At 39.5% G+C, this 24576-nt stretch carries 22 protein-coding genes and 1 riboswitch; of the genes, 3 read left to right on the plus strand and 19 right to left on the minus strand.

Going from position 1 to position 24576, the window contains the following annotated elements:
- Window positions 1-127 precede the first annotated feature (127 nt).
- Both KFZ58_RS14885 and KFZ58_RS14890 read left to right on the plus strand, forming a co-directional pair.
- Complete coding sequence (locus KFZ58_RS14885) at window positions 128-376, plus strand: hypothetical protein (RefSeq protein WP_235792080.1); 249 nt, start codon at window positions 128-130, stop codon at window positions 374-376.
- A gap of 224 nt (window positions 377-600) precedes the next feature.
- Window positions 601-645, plus strand: a riboswitch (PreQ1 riboswitch).
- A gap of 8 nt (window positions 646-653) precedes the next feature.
- Window positions 654-1139 carry a QueT transporter family protein gene (locus KFZ58_RS14890; RefSeq protein WP_235792081.1) on the plus strand — a complete coding sequence of 162 codons (486 nt, stop codon included), beginning with the start codon at window positions 654-656 and terminating at the stop codon, window positions 1137-1139.
- 129 nt (window positions 1140-1268) lie between these two features.
- Here KFZ58_RS14890 and codA read toward each other — a convergent pair whose 3' ends face one another.
- From codA to KFZ58_RS14980, 18 genes are all read right to left on the minus strand, one after another.
- Window positions 1269-2522: a cytosine deaminase gene (codA, locus tag KFZ58_RS14895; RefSeq protein ID WP_235792082.1), complete on the minus strand. Its 1254-nt coding sequence runs from the start codon at window positions 2520-2522 to the stop codon at window positions 1269-1271.
- A 111-nt stretch (window positions 2523-2633) separates the two neighbouring features.
- Window positions 2634-2945: an MFS transporter gene (locus KFZ58_RS14900; protein WP_235792083.1), complete on the minus strand. Its 312-nt coding sequence runs from the start codon at window positions 2943-2945 to the stop codon at window positions 2634-2636.
- Window positions 2946-3588: 643 nt separating this feature from the next.
- The gene (locus tag KFZ58_RS14905; RefSeq protein ID WP_235792084.1) at window positions 3589-3933 is read right to left on the minus strand and encodes a hypothetical protein; all 345 of its coding nucleotides are present in this window, start codon (window positions 3931-3933) and stop codon (window positions 3589-3591) included.
- 43 nt (window positions 3934-3976) lie between these two features.
- Window positions 3977-4219, minus strand: coding sequence for a hypothetical protein (locus KFZ58_RS14910; protein WP_235792085.1), 243 nt, complete (start codon window positions 4217-4219; stop codon window positions 3977-3979).
- A gap of 93 nt (window positions 4220-4312) precedes the next feature.
- Entirely contained in the window at window positions 4313-5800 is a 1488-nt protein-coding gene (locus KFZ58_RS14915) for a xylulokinase (RefSeq protein WP_235792086.1), read from the minus strand.
- Between the two features lie 105 nt (window positions 5801-5905).
- The gene (locus KFZ58_RS14920) at window positions 5906-6847 is read right to left on the minus strand and encodes a nucleoside hydrolase (RefSeq protein WP_235792087.1); all 942 of its coding nucleotides are present in this window, start codon (window positions 6845-6847) and stop codon (window positions 5906-5908) included.
- A 65-nt stretch (window positions 6848-6912) separates the two neighbouring features.
- Window positions 6913-7797 carry a ribokinase gene (gene rbsK / locus KFZ58_RS14925; RefSeq protein WP_235792088.1) on the minus strand — a complete coding sequence of 295 codons (885 nt, stop codon included), beginning with the start codon at window positions 7795-7797 and terminating at the stop codon, window positions 6913-6915.
- A 16-nt stretch (window positions 7798-7813) separates the two neighbouring features.
- Entirely contained in the window at window positions 7814-8758 is a 945-nt protein-coding gene (locus KFZ58_RS14930; protein WP_235792089.1) for a nucleoside hydrolase, read from the minus strand.
- A gap of 21 nt (window positions 8759-8779) precedes the next feature.
- Complete coding sequence (locus KFZ58_RS14935) at window positions 8780-9685, minus strand: nucleoside hydrolase (RefSeq protein WP_235792090.1); 906 nt, start codon at window positions 9683-9685, stop codon at window positions 8780-8782.
- Between the two features lie 318 nt (window positions 9686-10003).
- A complete protein-coding gene (locus tag KFZ58_RS14940; protein WP_235792091.1) occupies window positions 10004-10456 on the minus strand; it encodes a hypothetical protein in 453 nt (150 codons plus the stop codon).
- 156 nt (window positions 10457-10612) lie between these two features.
- Window positions 10613-12025: a YfcC family protein gene (locus KFZ58_RS14945; protein ID WP_235792092.1), complete on the minus strand. Its 1413-nt coding sequence runs from the start codon at window positions 12023-12025 to the stop codon at window positions 10613-10615.
- 99 nt (window positions 12026-12124) lie between these two features.
- Window positions 12125-13249 carry a M20 peptidase aminoacylase family protein gene (locus KFZ58_RS14950; protein WP_235792093.1) on the minus strand — a complete coding sequence of 375 codons (1125 nt, stop codon included), beginning with the start codon at window positions 13247-13249 and terminating at the stop codon, window positions 12125-12127.
- Between the two features lie 235 nt (window positions 13250-13484).
- On the minus strand, window positions 13485-15560 hold the full coding sequence (locus KFZ58_RS14955; RefSeq protein WP_235794756.1) for an RNA degradosome polyphosphate kinase: 2076 nt from the start codon (window positions 15558-15560) through the stop codon (window positions 13485-13487).
- 258 nt (window positions 15561-15818) lie between these two features.
- Window positions 15819-17363, minus strand: coding sequence for a Ppx/GppA family phosphatase (locus tag KFZ58_RS14960; RefSeq protein WP_235792094.1), 1545 nt, complete (start codon window positions 17361-17363; stop codon window positions 15819-15821).
- 226 nt (window positions 17364-17589) lie between these two features.
- Complete coding sequence (locus KFZ58_RS14965) at window positions 17590-18081, minus strand: PTS sugar transporter subunit IIA (RefSeq protein ID WP_235792095.1); 492 nt, start codon at window positions 18079-18081, stop codon at window positions 17590-17592.
- A gap of 88 nt (window positions 18082-18169) precedes the next feature.
- A complete protein-coding gene (locus KFZ58_RS14970; protein WP_304956801.1) occupies window positions 18170-19495 on the minus strand; it encodes a 6-phospho-alpha-glucosidase in 1326 nt (441 codons plus the stop codon).
- A gap of 19 nt (window positions 19496-19514) precedes the next feature.
- Window positions 19515-21110, minus strand: a complete 1596-nt coding sequence (locus KFZ58_RS14975) for a PTS transporter subunit EIIC (protein WP_235792096.1) — start codon at window positions 21108-21110, stop codon at window positions 19515-19517.
- 136 nt (window positions 21111-21246) lie between these two features.
- On the minus strand, window positions 21247-22002 hold the full coding sequence (locus KFZ58_RS14980) for a MurR/RpiR family transcriptional regulator (RefSeq protein WP_235792097.1): 756 nt from the start codon (window positions 22000-22002) through the stop codon (window positions 21247-21249).
- Between the two features lie 628 nt (window positions 22003-22630).
- Between KFZ58_RS14980 and KFZ58_RS14985 the strand changes: the two genes are divergently transcribed.
- Window positions 22631-22774 carry a hypothetical protein gene (locus KFZ58_RS14985; protein ID WP_235792098.1) on the plus strand — a complete coding sequence of 48 codons (144 nt, stop codon included), beginning with the start codon at window positions 22631-22633 and terminating at the stop codon, window positions 22772-22774.
- Between the two features lie 424 nt (window positions 22775-23198).
- Here the strand turns inward: KFZ58_RS14985 and KFZ58_RS14990 are convergent, their stop codons facing one another.
- The gene (locus KFZ58_RS14990) at window positions 23199-24281 is read right to left on the minus strand and encodes a flagellin N-terminal helical domain-containing protein (RefSeq protein ID WP_235792099.1); all 1083 of its coding nucleotides are present in this window, start codon (window positions 24279-24281) and stop codon (window positions 23199-23201) included.
- Between the last annotated feature and the right edge of the window lie 295 nt (window positions 24282-24576).

Here is a 24576-nt window from a genome sequence, read left to right on the forward strand (position 1 = left end):
AACAGGGAGGTAACAAATATTGTTAATGGTGAGAAGGCGGAGATATTAATTTTGAGGAAATGCCTTGGCGCAAAAAAACAAAGCCCCCACAACGGAGGGCTTATTTTTAGTAATATCTGTTACAACAATGACAGAATTCCTTCTTGGAGTAATTAGATTTTCTGCATTGACTATCGTAACGATTTTCCTGACATTTGTCATGATATTGGTTATTATTTTCTTTGCAGCAATCATGATAATGCTCTTTCTTCATGTGACAGCAACATTTACAATCTTCTTCGTGTTTCTTTTTACATTGGTCGTGATAACACATATCTTATCTCTCCTTTCCTATTCAATATACGCAATTAGGAATAAAGAGAGTGGACAAAGCTAATAGTAGATAGTACATTTTTATTAATATAGATTTACGTGTATCCGATCCGTAAATATCATTAGCGATTTGATATAACCGTTCGCATTATGCCCACATGGTTAAAGAATTTCGTAAGGTGGATGAGGAAAAAACAATGGACGTATTTTCTACCATATGAATTTTTTACACTACATTTACAGATTGGCTATTGTATAAGCGCATGAACACTGGTATTATAGGCTAGGTTAAACGTGGTTCGAGACCCTCCCACGGAAAAAAACTAAGGAGATGTTTAAAAATGAAAGCACGCACTTTAGTGATAAACGGAGTGTTAGCGGCGTTATATATCGCAGTTTCGGTAGTTATTCAACCTTTTGGATTTACGAATGTTCAGTTCCGTATTTCCGAGATGTTTAACCACCTCATTGTTTTTAATAAGAAATACTTTTTCGGAATTATTTTAGGCGTATCTTTAACCAATTTATTATTTTCACCATTAGGTATTTATGATCTTATATTTGGCGTTGCGCACTCGGCTATTTCATTATCCATTATCATAGTACTGGCGCGTTATATTAAAAATATATGGATCTTGCTGATTGCCAATACATTGGTATTTTCATTCAATATGTTCATCATTGCATTTGAACTCAACCTTGCATTGGCGTTGCCATTTCTATTCACATGGCTCACAACAGCCGCCGGGGAACTGGTCGTCATGGCTGTTGGGATACCCATTATGTATGCATTAAACAAACGGATACATTTTAATAAACTTATCTGATGTTAAGAAGCACTGGGACGGCTCTCTTGCGCTCCGTGCTCCCCCACACAAAAATCCTAATTTCCCTTTAACGAGAAATTAGGATTTAATCATTTCACATGCAACCTTTTGAAAAGAGGTATCCTCCCCTTAAAACGGTACATTCATCGTCGTTTCTGCTGGTTTTGTTTCCACAATGATTTCTCCATTTCGAATCGAGTAGATAACTGGTGCTTGGGTGCGTATGGCTTCATATTCAGAATCCGTATCAATAACGATCAAGTTTGCCTTGTTTCCTTCTTTTACACCATAGCCTTCTTTTATTCCTAACGTTTTCGCCCCGTTCGTTGTAATAAGTTCAAGCGCAGTAACGATATTATCATAGTCTGTCATATGACAAGCATGCAATCCGATTTCTACCACATGAATTAAATTGCCATCGCCAAGCGGGTACCAAGGATCCATGATCGAATCCAGTCCGAAGCTGACATTAACCCCCGCTTCCAGCAGCTCTTTCACACGCGTTAAGCCGCGGCGTTTCGGGTAATTGTCAAATCTTCCTTGCAGATGCAAGTTTGCCTTTGGAAGGGCAACGAAATGAATATTCGCCTTCTTCAATGTTTGAAAAAGCTTGTACGTATACGCATCATTATAAGATGCCATCGCAGTAGTATGGCTCGCTGTAACACGATCTCCTATGCCTAATTTAAGCGCTTCTGCAGCAAGCACTTCTAGGTATCTTGATTGTTCATCATCAATTTCATCACAATGAATATCCACTAGCTTTTCATATTTTTCTGCGAGTTCCAGCGCTTTTATCACAGATCGCACGCCATCTTCACGGGTTAATTCGTAATGTGGAATCCCGCCGACGACATCAGCACCCATTTTCAGGGCCTTCTCTAACAATTCTTCTCCTTTTGGATGTGTATAAAGCCCTTCTTGAGGAAGTGCCACAAGCTGTACATCCATCCAGGGTTTGACTTCTTCTTTTACTTCAAGTAATGCTTCCAATCCTTTCAGTGTGGGGTCACTCACGTCGACATGTGTTCGAACATGCTGGATCCCATGTTTTATCTGCATTTTTATCGCTTTTAAAGCTCGTTGTTTAATATCTTCTTTCGTTTCTTTGACTATTTGCTTTCGTTCCGACCAAATCTCGATCCCCTCAAATACACTCCCAGACTTATTCCATCTAGGCGTTCCTGCCGTAAGCGCATAATCCAAGTGAATATGAGGCTCAACAAAAGGAGGAAGTACGATTTTCCCATTTAAATCAACGGCGTTGTCATCACCATCCCCACTATTATTCGCAGCTGGGGTAATCGATTTTATTTCTTCTCCATTTATGGCAATATCCCATTTGCCCGCTTGCCCATAAATTTTTGCATTTTGTAAAATCATTGCTGTATCACTCCTGAAGTTATTAAAACGATCAACATATTTATTATAGAGTATGTCTGGTAGGTTACCAAATGATACGAAGAACCGCCTCTGTTCTCCCTTTCACGCAACCTATTGTGCTTTTTCCGTAGACGCTACCTCTCCACCCTTATCCCGAAGCATAAGCGACACCAAGCCACCAATCAAAGAAAGCACGCTCATGACAATAAATGCATACTTTATTCCCCAAAACGTAGCAACCTCATAGGGCGCGCCCATCCAATTGGTCGTCATGCTGATAATGGTCGTAAGCATAATAACGCCAAAAGCCAGTCCAAACTGCCTGACCGTATTTCCTATTGCAGAGGCATGGGCGGTTTCGGAAGTTTGTAAACTATTAAATCCTAATGTAACAAGCGGCATCATGGTTAATCCAATTCCCATCTTGAACTACCCGCCACTTAGCTTACGCTTGAAGTGGGGGATTCCTAAGAACACCGGTGTACCCGCCAGTACTTCTATCTTGAAAGTCAACTCCTCGTTATACTGATTTGCAATTTCATTATAGTATTGTGTAAGAAATTGTAAAATCTCATTAAAATTATCAATATCATTATCGACTAGAAATTTATAAAGGTTATATTACATTTATCCACATATAAAATCTATCCTCGTCTTAAAGCGATATTTAAAAAAACATCTCTTTTTACCTACTATCGTACCAGAGGTAGATTAAGTGGCATAAAAACAGAAAAAAATTTTCCATCAAAAAACACCCCCAAACGAACTTTCCCTTCGATTGTACTTGTAGAGATGTGTATAAAATTACAAAAAGGATGATTCCAATGAATTACATAAAAGAAATTAATGCAACGAACGACAAGGCTGAAGTGGAAAGAGCGCTTGCGGCGTTGAAGGAGGAGAAGATTGGGTGAGATGAGTTTGAAAAGGGGGGTGTAAAAAGTTTTTTGAGCCACCTATGCCTTTTTCTCTGGTCGATTCGATTGCGAAAAAAGTGACCACAAGCAACGTATAGATCGAGAGGAAAAATAAGCATGGGTAAGGCAAAGCAACCTCCCCTGTCTTGCTATTTCTTTACCTTAACTAATTTAATTGGCTGTTGATTTTGCGTTTTTTCGGTTACATACGCTCTTGTAGCAGCAGTTCGTTTAGAAGAAACTTCTAATGCTCTAGCATTAACATAGAGCATTTTTGCTACATCATTTACTCTTTCTTTACTCTCATCCGGAAGGTATTCTTCAACAACTTTTTTTGTGTTCAACAAATCTAAAAAGGGAGTCACAGTTTGAAGCTGATCGGCAACTACTAACGATAACCTTGCAGTAATTTGACGATAATTGGTTCCATCATGAAAAAGTTCTTGAAATTGTTTATTTAATCTTTGATAAAAATCTTTATAACTATACGTCATGATGGATACCTCCTTTTTATTTATTAATACCTTTTATTATCTATTATATACGTCTTTTATGAAAAATGTTATCCAATTGATGAAAATTTAAATCTGGGTCATTCGGATTTAAAAGCTCAACTTTATATTCATTAACCATCTCTAGCAACTTCTCTTTATCACAAACGTCTAGAAGCGGTGTGTTTTCCAAATCATCAAGATCTTTTTGCCGTTTCCATATCTGATATTTTTTAATTCCTCTGCAATCACTTTGTTTTATAAACACTTGAAATGATTTCGCCAGCATTTTTCATAACACAAAAAAATCCTGCAGAGATTTCTGACTACAGGACTTCCTTACAAAATTGACAAGTGGTAAGCAAACCGTCCCCATGCTCCCTCACCCATACATCCCTCTCAAACTAGGATACAACTTCAAATACCGTTGATAGATTCCTCCGTAAATCTCATAATTCACCATATCCGGCTCATAGGTTTTAGCTTCAGCAGTGACTAAAAATCGCTCCGAAAAATCCTGATAACTACCAGCCCATCCAAGCTGCACAAAGGCAGAAGCAGAGATACCCAATGCAGGCATATACTCACTGTCTGCTGGCACTCTTACCTGAAGACCTATCATATCTGCTAAGATTTGGCACCAAGACGCGCTTTTAGAACCTCCTCCAATTAACGTCAGAAAATCGTTGTTCCTTTGGTCAATGATAAGATCCATTAACTGTTTATAGGAAAAACATATCCCCTCTATCACAGCCCTTGCCATATCACTTTTTCCCGTTTTCGGTCCGATTCCCCAGAAAGCGCCTTTTGCATCCGTGTCATGAACTGGACATCTCTCGCCGTGAATATAAGGAAGGAATAATAGCCCATTGCTTCCTGCTGTAGCGTCTTCTACTAATCCCTCAAACTGGCTGTACTTATCGTTCGTCCCCTCACTTAAAAATGCATCCACAGCCCATCTATGTACATTACCGGCATTAAGTAGTGGAGCAATGCTGATCGTTAAATGGGGAGAGATATGGGCTAAATGAAAAATTTCATTTCTGTTTGGATTAAATCCATCTTGCACCATAGCCGCCCATCCAGTTGTCCCGAGATAAAAATAGGTGTCTCCTTGATGAATCGCTGCTGCCCCCATCGCTGTTGCACCGGCATCTCCACTTCCACACAAAACAGGTGTAGATTCTGAAAATCCAATTTCATCTGCAGCCGATGCAGATACGTACCCGACTATTTCTTCGGAACCGCATAGCGTAGGAAGTTGGTTTGCATCGAGTCCGAATATTTCTATGATTTCCGGTAGCCATTCACGCGTATGTAGATTCATCATGCCAGTCGTTGCGGCAGTTGTCGGATCTGTGGCAAACGTACCAGTCAATTTATAAATACCGTAATCCTTTGAGCTGAAAACAAAACATTGCGTCTTTTCCATGAGCTCTGCCTTATTTTCTTTCATCCAAAGTAACTTAGCTAAAGGAGTCGACGGGCGAATCGTATTCCCTGTTTTTGCTTGAAGATGTGGCAATTTTTTCATAATGTACGCTGCTTCCTGTTCAAAACGGTTATCTGAATATAGCATGGCTTTTTGATTCGGGTACGTTGATGAAATGGAAATAACATCTTCCATTTGGCCAGTAAACGTAATCGCAACAATTTGTTTTGCAGCGACGTTTAATGCAAACCACCATTTTTGCGTAATCTCTTTCATTCCTTCCCACCAATCGGCAGGAATTTGTTCTACTTCCCCGTTGTCACCATAATATGTATCGACGCTTACACGATACTCTCCGATAATCGTAGCATGTCTGTCGATTAGAACACCTTTCACAGCCGTCGTTCCAATATCAAAAACCGCAATGTATTCCTTCATGATATGTCACCTCTTTCGTTTTGGCAGGGACAGGTTTGAATTTACAAAATACACTTTATACGAAAACCAGGAAGCACAAGAACCGCCCGCCCTGCTTCCTCCCCCTCATTTACCTTGCCTTGCAAGTTCTGTAATATAATCAAAAAACGCATCGCGATTCACGTCATACATGAAATTAACGGCTCGCCCTGTTTCGGCTATTTCTGTTTTCCCTTGACTAGCTCCGTCCGCATGAACAATGCATCTCACTTCTTTTTTCTTGACTAAATCCACTTTTCCAATCGTGGCTGTTGTCAGAACATCCCACAAAAAGTAAGTTGAGTTGGTTTGAAAATGAACGAGTGGCGGGACCATCGCATAACATTGACCTAGAAAGTCAATTCCGATATCTTTTCGTTGTGTAGCCCAGCTATCTCTTACATCTATTGTAAGTGGTACCTTATTCGTACTTTCCAGCGCGACCAAATCGATGGTAATCGAACTATCCCAAACTTGCTTAGCTGCTTCTGGATCCCAGAATGCATTCCATTCTGCTGTACCATCATGCTCCGGCTCTGCTACATTCCCATTTTCTAAAAATGTTCCACCCATCCATACTAATTTCTCAACGTTATTTTCGATGTCAGGTGCTTCTTTAAGTGCACGTGCTAAATCAGTTAGTGGTCCAATAAATACTAATGTAACTTGCTCTTCACTCTCGCGAATAGCCTCTATCATATGTTGATGGGACGGGAGTTTTGCTTCTTTTGTTTGTATCGAACCTGATTCATTTAGGATTGGAAGGGCATCAACGAAAAACGTATGCATACGCCAATCTGTTGGAAATGGATTTTTGCCGCGGGACGTAGAGGCAGCTACTTCAATTCCATTTCCTTTACCAAAGCGATCCACTATTTTGCGACTTGCATATACAGCAGGTTCTAAATAGCAATCAGCTGGAGTAACCCCAACACCAAGTAAATCAATATCTTCCATTTGTAGTAATAAAAACAGAGAAACTAAATCATCCACACCACCATCATGATTTAAATAAACTTGTCTTTTCATTAATCTCATTCTCCTCCTTTTGTAGGAAGCATGGAAGCACCACGAGAACCGTCCCTATGCTTCCTTCACTTCTTAATAAACGCCTCCACCTCTCGTTTTGTAGGCATACCTCCCTGAGCACCAACTTTTGTGACGGAAAGGGCTGCAGCAGCGTTCGCAAAGTGAACGGCTTCTTCGATAGGTCGTCCACTTCCAAGAGACGCGGCGAGTGCTCCGTTAAATGTATCTCCAGCACCGGTTGTGTCTTTTACAGCTACACTAAACCCCGGCACAAAACGATCGAAGGCTCCTTTATCATAAAACGCCACCCCTTCATCACCTTTTGTAACAATTAACTTTTCCCGTATCGAATCAAAAAGCGGATCTTTTTTCATAGCCTCCACTTCAATTTCATTTGGTGTAAAAAATGCACTTTCCGTTAACAATTCATCCGGCAATGACTGATATGGCGCTGGATTCATGACGACTGGGACACCATATTCCCCAGCGATTTTTAACGTATGTACGACAGTCTCCATTGGTATCTCTAATTGCATCAATACCACATCACTATGTTTAATTAGTTCCCGGTGCTTGTCCACTAATCCTGGCAATACAAGGTTATTTGCGCCCAATGCAGCAATGATTCGATTATCATTTTCGGACAAAATAATATTTGCGATCCCGGTTGCTGCCTCGTCCGTCATTGTGATTCCTTCGGCGTTAATTCCTTCATTTTTAAGGTGATCCAGCAAGGTCGTACCAAATTCATCATCACCAACGGCACCAATCATGTTGACATTCGCTCCAACCCTTGCTGCTGCCACAGCTTGATTGGCACCTTTTCCTCCAGGATATGTAGCAAAAGGGCCGCCGAGAATGGTTTCACCCTTTTGTGGCATTTTACTCGTAGCAATCGTTAAATCCATATTAATACTTCCAACAACACTAACGGTTGATTCTTTTGTCATGCGATTACCTCCCTTCCTATGGCGAATACGATTTCAATGCATTCGTAAATAAATCCCAAAACTTACTCTTATGCAGATGGTGTGCAAATTTCACATTCGGTTCTTTACCCGTCACGCCTAAATGATCTACAGCAGTCATCCCGTACGTATATTCACCTTTTGTTTCAATATCCACATGAACCTGCTTGAAATCGAAAAGGCTTGGATCCATTAAATATGCGACAGTACAAGCATCATGTATAGGTCCTCCGTCAAATCCGAATACGTCCTTATACGTCTTGGAAAAGAACTGCAATAATTCAACAACAAAATCAGCAACAGCATTATCAATTTTGGATAAGTCATTGATAATATCGTCTGTTGCGATAGCCTGGTGGGTTACATCCAAACCAAACATGGTTACAGGTACTCCACTTTCAAATACAACTTTTGCAGCTTCTGCATCGACGTAAATATTAAATTCAGCTGCTGGAGTCCAGTTACCGAATGTCCCGCCACCCATTACCACAATTTCTTTTACCTTAGGAATAATTTTGGGTTCCTTCATCATAGCTAAAGCAATATTTGTCAGGGGGCCTGTGGCTACCAACGTAATAGCCTGATCCGATTTTAAAAACTTGTCGATAATCAAATCCACAGCATGCCCCTCGCTAGCTTGCTTCGATGGAATTTCAGGCAGCAACGGCCCATCCAGGCCTGTTTCTCCATGAATTTCCCCTGCAATCTCGCTTTTCCTAAGTAGCGGCCTATCCGCTCCTTGCACGACAGGAACGTCTTCTAAGCCAATAATATCAGATACCTTCAGCGCGTTTAACGTATTTTTTTCAACCTCTACATTACCAGCGACAGTCGTTATTGCCTCTATGTTAAGTCTGCTAATTTTTGATGCAGCTAATATGATGGCAATTGCATCGTCGTGCCCAGGATCGCAGTCCATTATAATGTTTACATTCTTTTCCATAAATCTCACTCCATCCACCACTTAAAAAATACCTTCAAATACGGAAATTAATTCTTTTCGAAATCTCTCTACATCTGCTCCCACGCAGGCGGAAACATTCCCATCATCCGTAAAATTTGTGATGGTACATCCTGCTGCATCCCCTTCTGTTACCACATTTACGTTTGCACGTTTAAGGTCAAAAAGATCAGGGCGTGTTAGATAGAAGATTGTACATAAGTCATGGATAGTGATTTTTCCATCCGAATAGGCATGTTTGTAGTAATGAAGCATTTGATAAACCATTTCTCCAGCTTGCCCAAGTCCTCTTAGTTTTTCAACATCCTCGTTTGTCACACTTGTTAGCCGTGTCACGTCCAAGCCAAACATGACAATATTAATACTGGTGTCAAAAACAATCTTTGCTGCATGCGGATCCGCGTATATATTAAATTCAGCTACCGGTGTTGCGTTTCCACCCTCTACAGCACCACCCATCAAAACAATCTCTTCAATGTTGTCCAGCGTCTCCGGAAACGTCTTCAATAAAAGAGCAATGTTCGTAAGTGGCCCAATCGCAACAAGTGTCACAGGCTCAGGCGAATGCATAATGTGATTTTTCAACGCAACAATGGCGTTCTCATTTGTCAGCAAAGTCTCATTTGCTTTTTCCTCAAACCGATATTCACCCACACCAGTACTTCCATGGACATGGGATGCAGTTCTAGGGTTACTTACAAGTGGATCTCCAACACCTTTCGCGACCGATATGTCCTTTCCTAAAAAGGTCAGCAAATCAACCGCATTCCTTGTTGTATTTTCAATTCCGACATTTCCGCCAACTGTCGTTATTAACTTAACGTCTAATGCTTGCAAAAATAATGCCGCAGTAATCGCCACAACATCGTCAATCCCAGGATCTGTATCAATAATAATAGGCTTTTTCATTTTAATTCCCTTTCTATGTAGTCTCGTTGTTGTTGATTTTTTGGATGAATAGATATAAAAAGGTAATGATCACACTAACTATTTGTAGCATATGTTTGCATGAAATAAAAACGATTTCGTTACATCCGCTAAAATTATGCGTAATACAAAATTATTATTTAATGAGATTTAAAAAAAGGACTGATAGCAATTACTATAGTTCGGCGTCAGTCCTTTTTGTTATATACAATTTCAATTACTCAGTATAGAACCCTGTATTTCTACGTCACTTCTTGTATATCCATCTCATCGACTTGTCGTCCCATGGCACACGGCATTTCAAACATAGTCATTGGCGCGGCAAAAACGGCCGATGATTCCGATATGCCCCCATTTCTGACAAGCTTCTGTCATTCCCCAATGATAAAAACTTTTGGTGACCTCTGTTGCCAGTTCTCCGCCGACAAATACAGCTACTGCCCCTAAAAAGACAGCAATCGTTTGCGTAACAGACTGGATCGAGACATCATCCTGTTTCAAATGATGTGTTTGATAATGATGCAACGCCTGATCGATCACTTGAATCTCCGTATCTGTCAATTCATTGGACGCGCTTCGTTTATCGATTATAAACCAGCCATCTTCAGGGACTATATATGGATGTATCTGTTCAAATTTCTGTCTCAATTCAGTTGGCCACATCATCGCATTCGTCAATTCTTCCCCCTGAGCAACATCGCGCCTTCCCTTACCATCTGCACCCGAAGATCCATCAGCGTATTCCTGTGACATGTTAACCAACCCTCTCAAGAATAGAATTTGTTGATATAACGATAACATAATGCCATTTAAAATTTAATTAAATTTCGAAAAATAGTTCTATTGTAGCTGATTTTTTAACAGCAAATTAACATTGTGACGCTTACAAGGTCCCATGCTTCCTTTTTCCTAAAAAGGCCCATACCCAGTCAAAGTCGCAAAGCCTACAGCAATCGCCCCAACAGCAACCCACATTAATAATAATGGTAAAACAAACTTGGCCCATTTTGTCCACTGCACGCCTCCTACGGCTAGCACCGCCATAAGCACACCAGATGTAGGAGTGATGATATTTGTAAATCCATCTCCTAGTTTCAGAATGAGTACCCCCGTTTGTCTTGTTAAGCCTAATAAATCAACAATTGGAACCATTAATGGCATGATGATGGATGCTTGTCCTGTACCGGATGTGACCAATAGATTAAACAGCAAATTAAATGCAAATAGCAATTGACCACCTACAAATAGGGAAGTTGATTCTAACGGAACAAGTGCAGCATGAACAATGGTATCAAGAATATTTCCCTGTTCAAGAACAACAATAACTGCCCGCGCAATACCGACGACCAAAGCCCCGTAAACAAGAGATCTCGCCCCATCCATAAACGTACTGATAAATTGATTTGGTGTTATTTTTGCTATGAGAGCAACAACTACACCCATTATCAAAAATATTGCGGCAAGTTCATTTATACTCCAGCCATAGTTAAAAGCACCATAGACAAAGAAGATAATAAATACGAAGAATGTCAACACGATTAATTTTTGTTTTCCAGTAAAGTTCGCATCTTTCACTTGTCCTGCCGATTCATCATTATTATCCGTAAACAGCCTGTCACCCATCAACGATTTTGATGGATCATTTTTCACTTTTTTCGCATAAAAATTAATATATGTAATCGTGATGATAATAAGCGTTATGAATATCACAATGCGCAGCGTTATACCAGAAAAGAGTGGTAATTCAGCTATGGATTGGGCTAAACCAAGTATGGTGGGATCAAATACCCCTGCAACCATCCCCGCATAATACCCTAAATACACCGTTGCTACACCAACGATCGCGTCCAGATTAAGCGAACGTGCCAATGCGATACCGATCGGGATAAATGCGATAACAGCATTGGCGGCCACACCCATGGTAGCTAATATACCAAATATCGCAGCAACAGACATAATCAATATCATGTAACGCCCTTTTGTTTTTACAATTAAGGCATTAATACCAGTATTAATGGAGCCTGTCGAATTAATAATGGCTACGATACCGCCTATGATAAATATTAAAAATATAATATTCGCTGACTCAACCAGTCCTAATTGTACGGACTTAAATAGATCCAGTAAGTTAGTAGGATTTGATTCCACGGTTGAATAACTGTCAGGAACAACCTGTGTGACATTATCAACGTTCTCTCTTTCATACGAACCAGCGGGTATGAAATATGTCGCAACCGAGGCCAGAAACACGATGCTAAAGATAATAATAAACGCATCTGGCATCACAAACCGTTTTTTGGAACTACTTTCTTTCTTCTTCATGATGTTCTTCCTTTCTTCTTAAGAAGCTTGGGGACGGTTCTTTTGCTTCCTGTTGCTGATAAACAGGGGAGCAGAAAGGCGTCCCTGTGCTTCCTGCTGTTATAATGAATACACATTTTTAACTGCCTTATACAAAATATCGGTTCCATTTTGTAATGCCTTTTTATTGAAGGTCATATTTGGATGATGTAAGCCGGGTTTTAAGTCACATCCAAGGCCTAACATGGTTGCTTTCAAGGAAGGCTTCTTAATGGTGTAATAATGAAAATCATCACCACCAGGCGTAATTAATGGCTCGTCCAGCCCTTCTTCACCCAGCGTGTCCACAATCGCCCCGCGCACCATATCTATCGCATCATCATTTAATTTAGCCGCAGCAATCTCTCCAATAAGGTTTAGTTCTATATCCACATCATATAAACTTTTGAGGGTATCCATAATATGATTAACTTTTGCGTCTAACTTATCCATTTCTTCATTCGTTTGTGCTCTGATATCCAATGAAAAGTGCGCATTGCCGGGAATAATGTTCGTACTTTCACCCCCGGCCTGAAATCCGGTCATTTTGGCAGAATGCGGAACGAGCGGATCAACATGAATTTGCTTCATCATGTTTACAATCTGAGCGCCAATTTCAATCGCATTATGATTGAGATGTGGGCGCGCCCCGTGGGCATCCTCACCTCGAATTACACCACTATACATTCTAGTCGCTCCATGGACAATGACTGGCGTGGCATGCCCCATTTTGGCTTCCTGCACCGGCCTTAGATGGACACCAAATAAATAGTCGACATCATCCACCACATTTTTTTCCACCATTTTCAGGGCACCGGAGCCCTTTTCCTCTGCAGGCTGAAAAATAAATCGGACAGCTATCTTTTCAGCTAAATCCTCCTCCTGCTCAAGTTTCCATAACAAACCTAAAACCATCGACATGTGCGCATCATGACCACACGAATGATTTGCTTGAAATTCTCCATCCACCTCTTGCCATAACGCGTCAATATCCGCACGTACAGCCACTACCGGTAAACCTGCATTAAAATTGCCATAGTCCCCAATGACACCCGTGCAATCATCAAATGTTCTGACATCAAACCCACTTTCCTTTAAAATATTTTCGATATAACTCGTGGTCTCATGCTCTTTCCAGCTAATTTCTGCATTGTTATGCAGGTGATGAAACGTATCCATAACACGTTGTTCGATATTATTATTCATTATTTTTCGCCATCCTTATCAAATAATTATAAGTGAACCGCCAATATGACAGATATTAACACAAGTTTTCTCCAATAATCAATTTTCTGGAAGCATGATGAGTAGGGACCTTTAAAGGGACAATCGGGAGTTTTGCCATAATAGACCACCTGAACCTCGATATCGCTTAAGTTCAGGTGGCCTACATGTATAAATGAATTTTTTCCAGTAACCTTAGGTCTCCCCCATTATCCGCCTATTCCTCATCATCCATCACATGATAAGCCATATCATACAATGCCATCTGGCTGTTGATCTTTTTTTCGCCGGGGGATGGTTTAACATAATGATAAGATCCGTCGCTTTCCTGTTCCCTCGCTTTCTGATTGTCGCTAAGGATGATGGAGAGAATTTCTTTGACTTGATCTTTTACACATCGTTCATAAATCGGGAATGACAACTCTACCCGTTTCTCCATATTCCTTGTCATCATATCTGCAGATGACAAGAAAATTTTCTCTATTCCATTACTGTAAAAATAAAAAATCCTGGTATGTTCCAGAAATCTCCCGACAATACTACGGACCCGAATGGTGTCGCTAACACCTTCTATTCCCGGCTTCAGGCAGCATATCCCACGGATAATTAAGTCAATTTCGACACCAGCTTGAGATGCCTCATAGAGTTTTTTAATCAGTGGTTTATCCGTGATGGAATTCATTTTAGCAATGATATGTCCATTTCCTTTTTCCTTATGGATACGGATTTCTTCATCGATATAATTAATAAAGTCATTCCGGATATTAAATGGTGACATAGAAATGTGATGAAATTCCGGGATTTCCGTGAATCCACTTAAATAATTAAAAAAATTGGTTGCATCCATTCCAAATTTGCGTTTCGTTGTAATTAGCCCCATATCTGTATACGTCTTAGCAGTTGAATCATTGTAATTACCTGTGCCCAGATGAACAAAACGTTCAATTTTTTCCCCGTGATTTCGAACCACTAAGGTTATTTTGCTATGGGTTTTTAAGAAGTTTATGCCATAGATCACATGACACCCGGCTTTTTCCAGTTCCTTTGCCCAATGGACATTCTGCTCTTCGTCAAATCTTGCCTTGAATTCAACCAGAACAGTTACCTGTTTGCCACCTTCAGCAGCTCGTTTTAATCCTTCAATAATGGGAGAATCACCACTGACCCGGTATAATGTTTGTTTGATCGCTAAAACGTCCGGGTCATCCGCAGCATCAACGACCAAATCAACTACTGGCTCAAATGATTCGTAGGGATGATGCAAAAAAACATCCCGCTTCCTTGCAGCCTCAAATATATTCTCCCCGGGAAAAATATCCTGAGGTGGCTGCGGTATTAATGTTTGATAGAATAAATGTTCATTATCCTTCTGTTCCTCTCTAAAGCTGAATAAAAAGGTTAAATCCAGCGGTCCATCCACCACATATAAATCGTCTTTATGTATTTCCAATTCGCTTAATAACAGATCAACCATATATTGATCGTGTCTCCCACCACGGACTTCTAGACGGACAGCAGCTCCCCACTTTCGTTTCTTTAATTCCTTTTCTATTTCTTTGAGGAGATCCCTGGCCCCTTCTTCGTGTAGTGTCATATCTGCATTTCGAGTAATACGGAATTCAGTGATGGATCTAACATGATATCCTTTGAAAAGCTTTCCTATAAAATGGCTGATGATGTCCTCCAGCAATAAATACTGCCCATTATCACCAATTTTTACGAACCTGTCCAAAACAGCAGGGACTTGTACAATTGCTTTTTTCAAAAATTTACCGTTAGTATCAGATGTGTCTTCAAGCACAACCGCTAAATTCACCGACTTATTTAACAGCATCGGAAATTGATGGTAAGCATCAATTGCCATCGGAGTAAGTATCGGAAAGATTTGTTCATCAAAATAAACTTCAAGTTCCGCTGTATCTTGCTTCGTAAGCTGATCCACTGAAATAATCGAAATATTTTCTTCTGTTAATTGTTCGCTTAATGTATCAAATATCTGGTACTGACTTTTCACGAGCTGATGATTCTCTTCTGCTATTTTGGCCAATTGTTGCTTTGGCGTTAATCCTGCTTTATTTTCCGGCTTATTAAAACCCGCTTTCACCTGATCTTTCAGTCCTGCTACCCGCACCATAAAAAATTCATCCAGATTCGAGGAAACAATCGCAATAAATTTCAACCGTTCTAGCAATGGATTTGTTGTATCAAAAGCTTCATCCAGCACACGTTTATTAAAAGCAAGCCAGCTGATTTCCCGGTTGTTATAATACGCTGGATTATCCAGTTGCTTCATTTTATCTGCTTCAGTCACTCTTACCACCCTTTTGTTTCAGTTAAGAAAGTCTAAAACATCCCTACTGCATAAGTGTACGAAGACCTTTGCTAAAAATCCCAGCTGCACTTATGCAGATATAAAGTTTTAAACTCTGCCAAGTCTTCAACTATTCTGTAGTTATATTATACTAGAAAAGATGTCTTTAAAATGTTAAGAGTTTCTAAAGATTTTGGTGGCGTTCTGCCTGTTTTCTGCTGACGTAATTTTCCGTACACGTTAATGCGACACGCCGTACCTGATATCCGTAAATGTTAGTTCTATATGCTTATGTACCATTTTCTCCAGATGTTTCTTCTGTTTCTCTGCCTGGTACGCTTCAGGCATATAATCATTATTGCAGTGGAGTGTAAGGTGAATGGTATCGCCTTTCACCTTCAGATAAAAATCTTGAACAACCTGCCGTTTTGTCGCATCCAGACTATAGGTGAATTTCAGCATTGCTCCAAGCATCCGGAGTTTTTTTCGCTCTTCTTTCAAAAACCAGTGTTTAAACGGAGCCAGAAACTGTTTAAAGATGGTTTTGTTCTTAAACGATGCAACTAATGCCAGTTTCAGCCGGTCCACATGCATAATCCCATCAATGGTACGGTTTGCAAGCAAATAGAACGTATGCTGTGAGCTTGACTCCGAATCGATGTAATCACCGAGATAAAATACATTGCTTGCAAGTTCCAGCATCTGCCAATCCTGTTTTGTTAATGAAGCCATTCCCTTCGCCTGAAGGTTATTAAATAACTTTCGTGTTAAGTATTGGACATGCGATATTTGTTTTACATTCAAGCTATAATCATTAATTAGTTCCTGTATACTGTCCTCCAAGACATTTGGAAGAATCGGTGTAACGTGATCCTGGTACAGCTGTTCATAAAAGATCCCGTCCCGCAACCCTTTTCTGCTTAAGACAAAACAGTCCGCCTGTATTGTCTGAAATAAGCAATGAAACACTTCAACAGCAGGGAGAATAGAGTCCGAGCGATCCTTTGATAATCCTTCCACTTTCTGCATCTCGCCCCATGACAAGGAGGATAAATAGTTACTGATTTTCGCAATGTCACTACCGTTCATTTTATATTGATGCAGTCCTGCCAGTGGGTACTTATTCATATTTTGATCAATTTGAGCCATATTACGCGCACTACCGCCAATGCCGATTAATGGAATATTTCTATCCTTTAACCAGGAATACGTACTGAATTGTCCATAAATGTATTCGCGCATGTTGGCGAGTCCTTTTTCAAGAGACTTCTCAGGTGAAATAAATTCTTTCAATGTCAGCGCACCGAAACCGAAGCTGTAGGACTCCATAAGCTTGCGGTCTTTGAAATAGGTTACTTCTGTACTTCCACCGCCAATATCGACGGTTACTCCTTCTGTGATGGAAGTTGAATTTACGACAGCCAGATAACCATAATAGGCTTCCTTCTGCTCGGATAAGATCCACATCTCCCAACCTATCTGTTCTTTGACCATCTTCTTGAGATCCTGTTTATTTTCCGCCTGTCGTATCGTTGCTGTTGCTGCGCAGACAAAATTGGTAAGCTGATAGGTTTTTAGAACCTCTTTAAAGCTTTTTAATGTATCAATTAAGATGTCTATCCCAACCTGTGTCAGCATTTGATCATCATCAAGATAATTACGCAAACGAGCAACAGCCTTTACATTTTCAACCTCATGCAATCGCCCGGAATTTTGCTGAACATAAATCACCAACCGCATCGAATTTGAACCAATATCAATAATAGAATAATATCTCTTCTGCATTGTAGCACCTGCCTAATTGGGGGGAGTTGTAATTGAGGGGTCTGTCCCCTGCTGTGTTATCGCCCTCCGTAAGATACTTCAGTTTGTATTTTACTATTGTTTAGTGAGTTTCGCCAATATATATGGAGGTGTAATCATGATGAAATAGATATTCTGTCTTATGGTAATTTTGACTCTGAACTTTGATTAATTACACCATAAAAGCAAATAACCTTTCCCCTTCAAACTATTTCATTTTGACAGTCAGTAATACGGATTCGCCATGTGCAACAACTTTTTCTTCACTTTTAATCAGTGATTCCACCATCTCTCCATTTGTGATAACAACTGGTGAAATGACAGTATCAGCTTTTGCCTTAATGAGTTCCAGATCAAAGGCTACAAGTTTATCCCCTGCCTTCACATGGTCACCTTGTTCCACAAATCCCTCAAAACCTTCTCCATTAAGGGCTACTGTTTCTAATCCAATATGAATTAAAACTTCCAAACCATTTGTGCCACGGATTCCGACAGCATGTTTTGTTTGAAAAAATTGAGCCACCTCTCCATCAAAAGGAGCTACCACGATACCTTCTGTTGGTTCAATGGCAACTCCATCACCCATTAATTTCTGACTGAATACCTCATCCGGTACATCTTCCATTTTGACAACATTTCCGGTAATCGGAGAGAGAAATGTCTCAGTTGTTTCCTTTTTCCTAAGTAATTTTTTTAGCATATATTTTACCTCCATATAACATTAATCAGAATCTGCTATCAATAGGTAAAAGGCGAAAGTGACTTTCGCCTTTTACCTATCAGTTCAATTATTTAAATTCCGGCCAGTAATCTTGATTAGCCTCGATTAAATCATCAAGTACCTGTTTCGCTACTTCAGCACTTGGCACAGTTTTGGAAAGCGTTAATGCTTGCCAGAACTTTTGGTAACTTCCCTCGATATACGCTTCAACCGCTAATTTTTCCACTGTTACCTGCTGATACATCAACGCCCTCTCAAATTCCGGTATGTTGCCTTGGCTCAATCTTTCCGGTCCATCTGAGCCTATAAGGCATGGAACTTCTACCATTGCATCGTCATCAAAGTTTGCAATGGCACCATTATTTTCTACGATCATCAGCATTCTTTCATGCGTGTTATACGCAATAGCACGTGCCAAATCAACAATAAACGTGGCATGACTGCCAATTGCAAATCCGCTTCCTTCTGCTGTTCCTTTTTCAGTGATATTTTTCGCAGTCGAGAATACTTCCTTTTCCCTTCCATCGATTACCTCGTTGGCCCGAGTATAATCAGAATCTGAATGTTCTACAACGAAATCAGGGTAGAAATAATACTTTAAATACGTATTAGGCAAAAATCTCGGTTCAATCGCCAAAAGGTCCTTCGCCTTTTTATGCGTCTCTTGCCAACTTTGGTCCATGTGCTGTGTATCTACCTCAGTTTGAGTAAGATAACCATGCTCTGCAACATATTCACGAATTTGTGACAAATATTCATGACCTTCCTTATCTTTAACACTTGTCCACCAACCAAAATGGTTTAACCCAAAATAACGAACTTCTAAATCTTTAGGATCCTTGTCAATAATTTGCGACATTCTCCTTAACGTTCCAACAGGCATATCACAAATATTTAACACCCGTGAATTAGGGCGAAGGATGCGACAAGCTTCAGCTATAATAGCTGCAGGATTTGAATAATTCAACATCCAGCATTCAGGTGAATACTTTTCCATCAGGTCTATCATTTCAATCATTGGTCCAATACTACGCATTCCATAGGCAATTCCGCCAGGTCCACAAGTTTCTTGCCCGACGACACCATGTTTTAATGGGATTTTTTCATCTTTTTCACGCATATCGTATTTTCCAACGCGAATATGCGCGAAACAAAAATCTGTACCAGTGAATGCTTCTTCAGGATCTGTCGTATAAGAAAATTTAATGTCTGGCGCTTGCTCTTTCAATAAGATTTCCAATGATTTGCCTAAAACGGTTTGTCTGTCAGCATCATTGTCATATAAGGTCAGTTTTTTAATTGGAAAACGATCTAAATTGTCCAATAACATCATAACAATTCCTGGTGTATACGTACTTCCGCCACCTGCAATAACAACTGAGAACTCTTTCATATTAATCATCCTTTCTTGTTTAATCAACTTCTTTTATACCTAAATAGTTATCTACGTCTTTTCTAATGTTGTTAACTTCCAACCCATATACGACTTGAACATTTTGATTTTTTACAATGACACCGTTTGCTCCGGTTTCGTTTTTTAATGTTAATTCATCTACTAAATCCGGTTCGTCCAGTGTGAGTCTTAATCGTGTGTAACAATTGGTAACGGTTTTAATATTGTTAGCGCCACCCAAAGCATCGACAATGACGCTCGCCTTGCCTGGACTCTCTTGTGCCACTAGGGCTTCCTCTTTGCCTTTCTTTTCTTTATACTCTTTCTTGGAGTACATTTTCGTTTCCTGTTCTCCATCCTCACGTCCAACCGTTTTGAAATTGAATTTCGTAATTAAGAAACGGAATGTAACATAATAAATAACAAAGAACAGCAATCCTACTAAAATGTACATAGGCCAGCTTGTCTTTTCAATTCCTAGCGGTAGATTATACAATAAGAAGTCAATCATCCCATTTGGCCCTATTGCACGAACATCCAATAGATTTAATACAACAAAGCTCAATCCGCTTAATGCAGCATGGATTACAAACAATAGTGGTGCTACAAACATAAAGGAGAACTCAATTGGCTCTGTTACACCAGCAATAAAAGATGTGAAAGCTACTGGAATTAAAATCGCTTTTGCTTTTGCTTTGTTTTCAGGCTTTGCAGTATGATACATGGCTAAGCACGCACCAATTAGCCCAAACATTTTAGAAATACCGCGCGCATCCCATATAACACTTTCCGATAGACGGGTTACACTCGGATCAGCAATTTCGGCGTAGTAAATGTTTCTCGCGCCTTCAAATACTTGATTCCCAACTTCTGTCACACCACCCAAAGATGAATATAAAAATGGCGTATATACTAAGTGATGCAAACCCGTCGGAATTAGTAACCTTTCTAACATCCCGTATAAGAACAAGCCAAAGTTCCCACTGCTCTGGATTAAAGATCCCAAACTATTAATTCCACTTTGAAAGAAAGGCCAAATATATGTGAGAGCAACCGCTAATAAAATAACCACCGGGATTAAGACAATAAATACAAAGCGGGAACCGCCATAAATTTGCAAGGCTCCTTTGAATTCTTTTTCAATGAATTTATTATGAACATAAGCTGTTACAAGCCCGAGCATGATACCCAGAAAAACACCCATATCCATGATTTGTACACCCATCACCAATGTCTGGCCGGCATTTTGCATTGCTTCTGCCTCAGTCAGTAAACCACTCAGTTCCATAAATTGATTCATCGCATTAACGAATACCAGATAACCTAACATCGCTGTAAACCCAGCTACTGCCTTTTCCTTCTTCGCTAAACCTACTGTTATACCGACACAAAATATCAATCCTAAGTTACCAAGAATAGAAACTAAAGAGCCAGATAAAATAGTCCCAAACCCAGTTGTGATAGGATTATCTAAAAACGGAACAGTGTCAAGTAATCTTTGATTTGTAAATACATTTCCAAGAGCAATCAAAATACCTGCAATTGGTAGAATCAGCACAGGAATAAACATTGCCTTGGAAAACCTTTGCATTCCCTCCATCATTTTTTCCCTCATGATTGTCCCCCCATCTCTCCTTGATGTAATCTAATTTTCGCATGGACTATTTCCTGTGTAAATGCTTTCAAACATGATAAAAACGTGTTTCAACAGAAGAAACACGTTTCACAAAAATAAGCATCTATGGAAGTTACTATTTTATCCGTTCAAGGTAGGTTTTCATGATGAATTCAAACACCATCAGCAGTCTGGGAAAGAAGATATTTGGTAGCATATTTCGATCGTCTAATTTGCTATTATCGATGATTTTAAAATTCAAATCAGATAAATCAGCAACTCGGTTAGTCGTTTCTTTGGTGAAAGAAACGGTTGATATTTTATGCTCCTTGGCAGCATTCAATTTATCAATGACTTGTTGCGTTTCACCGGATTTCGATATAACAACCAGCACACCGATATCCTCTATATTATTCTCAAACACACCAACGGAATCAGTTCCGCTTGCATGTACTGTCTTTTTCCCTAGTACCAGTAATTTTTTATACAGATACTCCGCAGCAATACCAGAAAAACCTGTAGCATAAATAAAAATATAATTTTGATGTAGATGTAAAACCGTCTGAATAAACTGCTCTATATCTTCCAACGTGTTGTACTTAAAAAAATCCTGAGGTGTCATCTCCAGAAAATCCTCGACTACCTCGGTTTGCTGTTGATTCTCCGCTGTTTTAACCAGAGGCAAGATGTTATAGTACATGTCAATAAAACCTGTATACCCCAGTTTTTTGGATAAACGAATTACTGTAGCAGCAGAGGTATAGTTGTTTTCCGCAATTTGTCTAACGCCCTGTTGTAAAACATTATCAATATTATCGATGATATAGGTGAAAACTTGAATATCTAAATCTGTCAGATTCTTCCCTTGAATAAATTTACTAATATCAATCAAGGTTGGTCACTCCTTCTAAGGTAAATTAATAATTTTATTATAGTGGATAGTGAGTGATATCTCCAGAATTGCCCAATCGTAGTGTTTCAATAAACTAATATGTCTCTTTTAGAATTATAATCTAATTGGAATATAAAGAAGGGCTGATGGCAAACTATTGTTCAGCTTTAGTCTTTTTGTTAAATGCATAACTAAGTAATAAATGGCGAAATGAAGTATGAATTTTATTTACGGAAATTTTTACGCTATAACTCTTCTTCAATATAAGCTTAGTCATAACATTTAACCTGGAAGCTTGATTATTACATACAGATATAATAAAAATAATAACACTGTTTACTGCTACCCAAGCTTCATTATTTATACACTCAATTTCACAAGGGAAGAAAATCTAAATCTTAGCTACTCATTTGAATAAAACATTTGATACTAATTTTGTTGTATCTGGTCATCCAGATGGAAATGGAAGTTTACTAAAACTCAATAAAGAGCACGAAGTAAATAGCTTTCTTAACATACTTGCACCATATCAAAATGAGGTCAACTTAAATGAGAATTTAAAATTAAAAATCCTATAAAAGGAAAATATGGTACTGATGTACGAATTAAAACAAGCTCATCGAATCGCATGAGAGCTTATTCAGATGATGAAGTCCAAGAGATTATTCAATTAAAACAATGTGGCTATACCGACAAAGAAATCGCAAATCTAATTGGCAGAAGTTATTGGTCTGTGGTTTACAAATTAAGTGAACTTAAAAAATCACTATAAAGTAATAGTAAAGGGATTCTAATAAAGTTAGAATCCCTTTTAAAGTAATTATTGTAATAACTGTAAAACACCTTGTGGTTGTTGGTTGGCTTGCTTGGCCACTGTGTTTTTCAATCACAGAATAGACTATATCTTCACCCTTCAAATTCAAAGGGGCTGGGCACTTCGAATGATTGTTTACCACCCTACGAATCTCATTGCCGTGGCTTACACATTAGGCAGTGCATTCTAGTCGTTGAACCTTCGCCTGGTTTTCACCTTAGGCGCTTGGCTGCTGATTATCCATTGCTTCATTGTTTTGTTTTTCAAACCTTCACGACTGCCGTTTCCAACTACGTTGTGGTACAAAACACTTTAGGAAGTTCCAGCAATTCACCCAGTTATTCTCTAACCCGTTACCAGATTAGACGCCCTTCCCATCAAATTACTGCAGAAGTTGTAAAACTCCTTGAGGCATTTGTTGGGATTGAGCCAGCATTGATTGTGACGCTTGTGAAAGGATATTATTCTTTGTGAACTCCATCATTTCAGCGGCCATATCAACGTCACGGATACGTGATTCTGCAGCAGTTAAGTTTTCTGCAGAAGCTCCAAGATTATTGATAGTATGTTCTAGGCGGTTTTGTGTTGCACCTAGGTTAGAACGTGCGCTTGAAACTTGATCGACAGCTGATTGGATAGTGGAGATTGCTGAGTTAGCTGCTTCTTGGGTAGAAATGTCAATTCCTGCGCCACCTTCAATTCCTATAATTGCAGAACCATCTTCACTATTAACTGTTGTTAGTGCGTCCGCAGCATCAACTCCATCTTTGAGTACTAATTCTTCTCCCCCAAATCCATCATCAATAGCTTCTACATCACTAAGTCTATAGAAAGCAGTATCTCCTGACTCATTATCCATTCCTACTGCAATGTTATTACCGCTATCATTCTGAAGAACAGTTTGATCAGCTATACCCTGGACTGTATCAGTCTCTTCAGTTAGCCCGGTTTGAGATCCTGTGACTCCAAGTGATTCAGCACTCATATCACCAATCGAAATTGACAAATTCTGCCCTTCATTCGCTCCAACATGAAAAGTCCCTTCAAATGAACCGTCTAATAAGTTTTGCGTGTTAAACTCCGTGTCATTTGAAATATCAGTTAAAGCTTCTGCTAACTGATCTACCTCCTTCTGCATTTCTGCACGGTCTGCATCCGTATTCGTATCATTCGAACTCTGTACTGCCAATTCGTTCATACGCTGAAGAATCGCATGTGATTCATTCATCGCACCCTCTGCAGTTTGAATCAAAGAAACGCCATCTTGAGCATTCTTACTAGCCATTTCCAATCCATTAATCTGTCCGCGCATTTTTTCAGAGATTGCTAGACCTGCAGCGTCATCTCCGGCTTTGTTGATTTGCAGACCTGAAGAAAGTTTTTCTAAAGATCCCTGTACAGCATTGTTGTTGCTTGATAGCTGGCGGTGCGTGTTTAGCGCCGCAATGTTGTGATTAATAATCATAATTAATCTACCTCCGTGTTTTTTATTTTTTATAGCAAGACCTATCCTTGTGACTTGCTACATCTATAATAACTCTAACTAGTAGAGTCACTATCATCATAATTTTCCCCACGTAATCCTTTAAACGCTTGTGGAGCTGTAATTCGCAGCCGAAGAAAGTTGTTTATATTTCCATCCGCTTTTATTACCTCAATTTCAATTTCTCTTCCTTGCTCGTCCAGAATAAACTTTTTTACCCAGTTTTCTCCCTAACGTTAATGCTCAAAAACACATCATCCTCGTTGATGATCTATTC

Source organism: Virgibacillus sp. NKC19-16, from assembly GCF_021560035.1.
GTDB classification, from domain to species: domain Bacteria; phylum Bacillota; class Bacilli; order Bacillales; family Amphibacillaceae; genus Virgibacillus_L; species Virgibacillus_L salidurans.

What these genes read in the sequence shown, in the direction of transcription:
- KFZ58_RS14985 (WP_235792098.1), top strand. Translation starts at nt 22,631, where the DNA reads ATGAGAGCTTATTCAGATGATGAAGTCCAAGAGATTATTCAATTAAAA.
- KFZ58_RS14950 (WP_235792093.1), bottom strand. Translation starts at nt 13,249, where the DNA reads ATGAATAATAATATCGAACAACGTGTTATGGATACGTTTCATCACCTG.
- KFZ58_RS14970 (WP_304956801.1), bottom strand. Translation starts at nt 19,495, where the DNA reads ATGAAAGAGTTCTCAGTTGTTATTGCAGGTGGCGGAAGTACGTATACA.
- KFZ58_RS14910 (WP_235792085.1), bottom strand. Translation starts at nt 4,219, where the DNA reads ATGCTGGCGAAATCATTTCAAGTGTTTATAAAACAAAGTGATTGCAGA.
- KFZ58_RS14935 (WP_235792090.1), bottom strand. Translation starts at nt 9,685, where the DNA reads ATGAAAAAGCCTATTATTATTGATACAGATCCTGGGATTGACGATGTT.
- KFZ58_RS14975 (WP_235792096.1), bottom strand. Translation starts at nt 21,110, where the DNA reads ATGAGGGAAAAAATGATGGAGGGAATGCAAAGGTTTTCCAAGGCAATG.
- codA (WP_235792082.1), bottom strand. Translation starts at nt 2,522, where the DNA reads ATGATTTTACAAAATGCAAAAATTTATGGGCAAGCGGGCAAATGGGAT.
- KFZ58_RS14945 (WP_235792092.1), bottom strand. Translation starts at nt 12,025, where the DNA reads ATGAAGAAGAAAGAAAGTAGTTCCAAAAAACGGTTTGTGATGCCAGAT.
- KFZ58_RS14890 (WP_235792081.1), top strand. Translation starts at nt 654, where the DNA reads ATGAAAGCACGCACTTTAGTGATAAACGGAGTGTTAGCGGCGTTATAT.
- KFZ58_RS14955 (WP_235794756.1), bottom strand. Translation starts at nt 15,560, where the DNA reads ATGAAGCAACTGGATAATCCAGCGTATTATAACAACCGGGAAATCAGC.
- KFZ58_RS14905 (WP_235792084.1), bottom strand. Translation starts at nt 3,933, where the DNA reads ATGACGTATAGTTATAAAGATTTTTATCAAAGATTAAATAAACAATTT.
- KFZ58_RS14960 (WP_235792094.1), bottom strand. Translation starts at nt 17,363, where the DNA reads ATGCAGAAGAGATATTATTCTATTATTGATATTGGTTCAAATTCGATG.
- KFZ58_RS14965 (WP_235792095.1), bottom strand. Translation starts at nt 18,081, where the DNA reads ATGCTAAAAAAATTACTTAGGAAAAAGGAAACAACTGAGACATTTCTC.
- rbsK (WP_235792088.1), bottom strand. Translation starts at nt 7,797, where the DNA reads ATGACAAAAGAATCAACCGTTAGTGTTGTTGGAAGTATTAATATGGAT.
- KFZ58_RS14920 (WP_235792087.1), bottom strand. Translation starts at nt 6,847, where the DNA reads ATGAAAAGACAAGTTTATTTAAATCATGATGGTGGTGTGGATGATTTA.
- KFZ58_RS14885 (WP_235792080.1), top strand. Translation starts at nt 128, where the DNA reads ATGACAGAATTCCTTCTTGGAGTAATTAGATTTTCTGCATTGACTATC.
- KFZ58_RS14915 (WP_235792086.1), bottom strand. Translation starts at nt 5,800, where the DNA reads ATGAAGGAATACATTGCGGTTTTTGATATTGGAACGACGGCTGTGAAA.
- KFZ58_RS14990 (WP_235792099.1), bottom strand. Translation starts at nt 24,281, where the DNA reads ATGATTATTAATCACAACATTGCGGCGCTAAACACGCACCGCCAGCTA.
- KFZ58_RS14930 (WP_235792089.1), bottom strand. Translation starts at nt 8,758, where the DNA reads ATGGAAAAGAATGTAAACATTATAATGGACTGCGATCCTGGGCACGAC.
- KFZ58_RS14940 (WP_235792091.1), bottom strand. Translation starts at nt 10,456, where the DNA reads ATGTCACAGGAATACGCTGATGGATCTTCGGGTGCAGATGGTAAGGGA.
- KFZ58_RS14900 (WP_235792083.1), bottom strand. Translation starts at nt 2,945, where the DNA reads ATGGGAATTGGATTAACCATGATGCCGCTTGTTACATTAGGATTTAAT.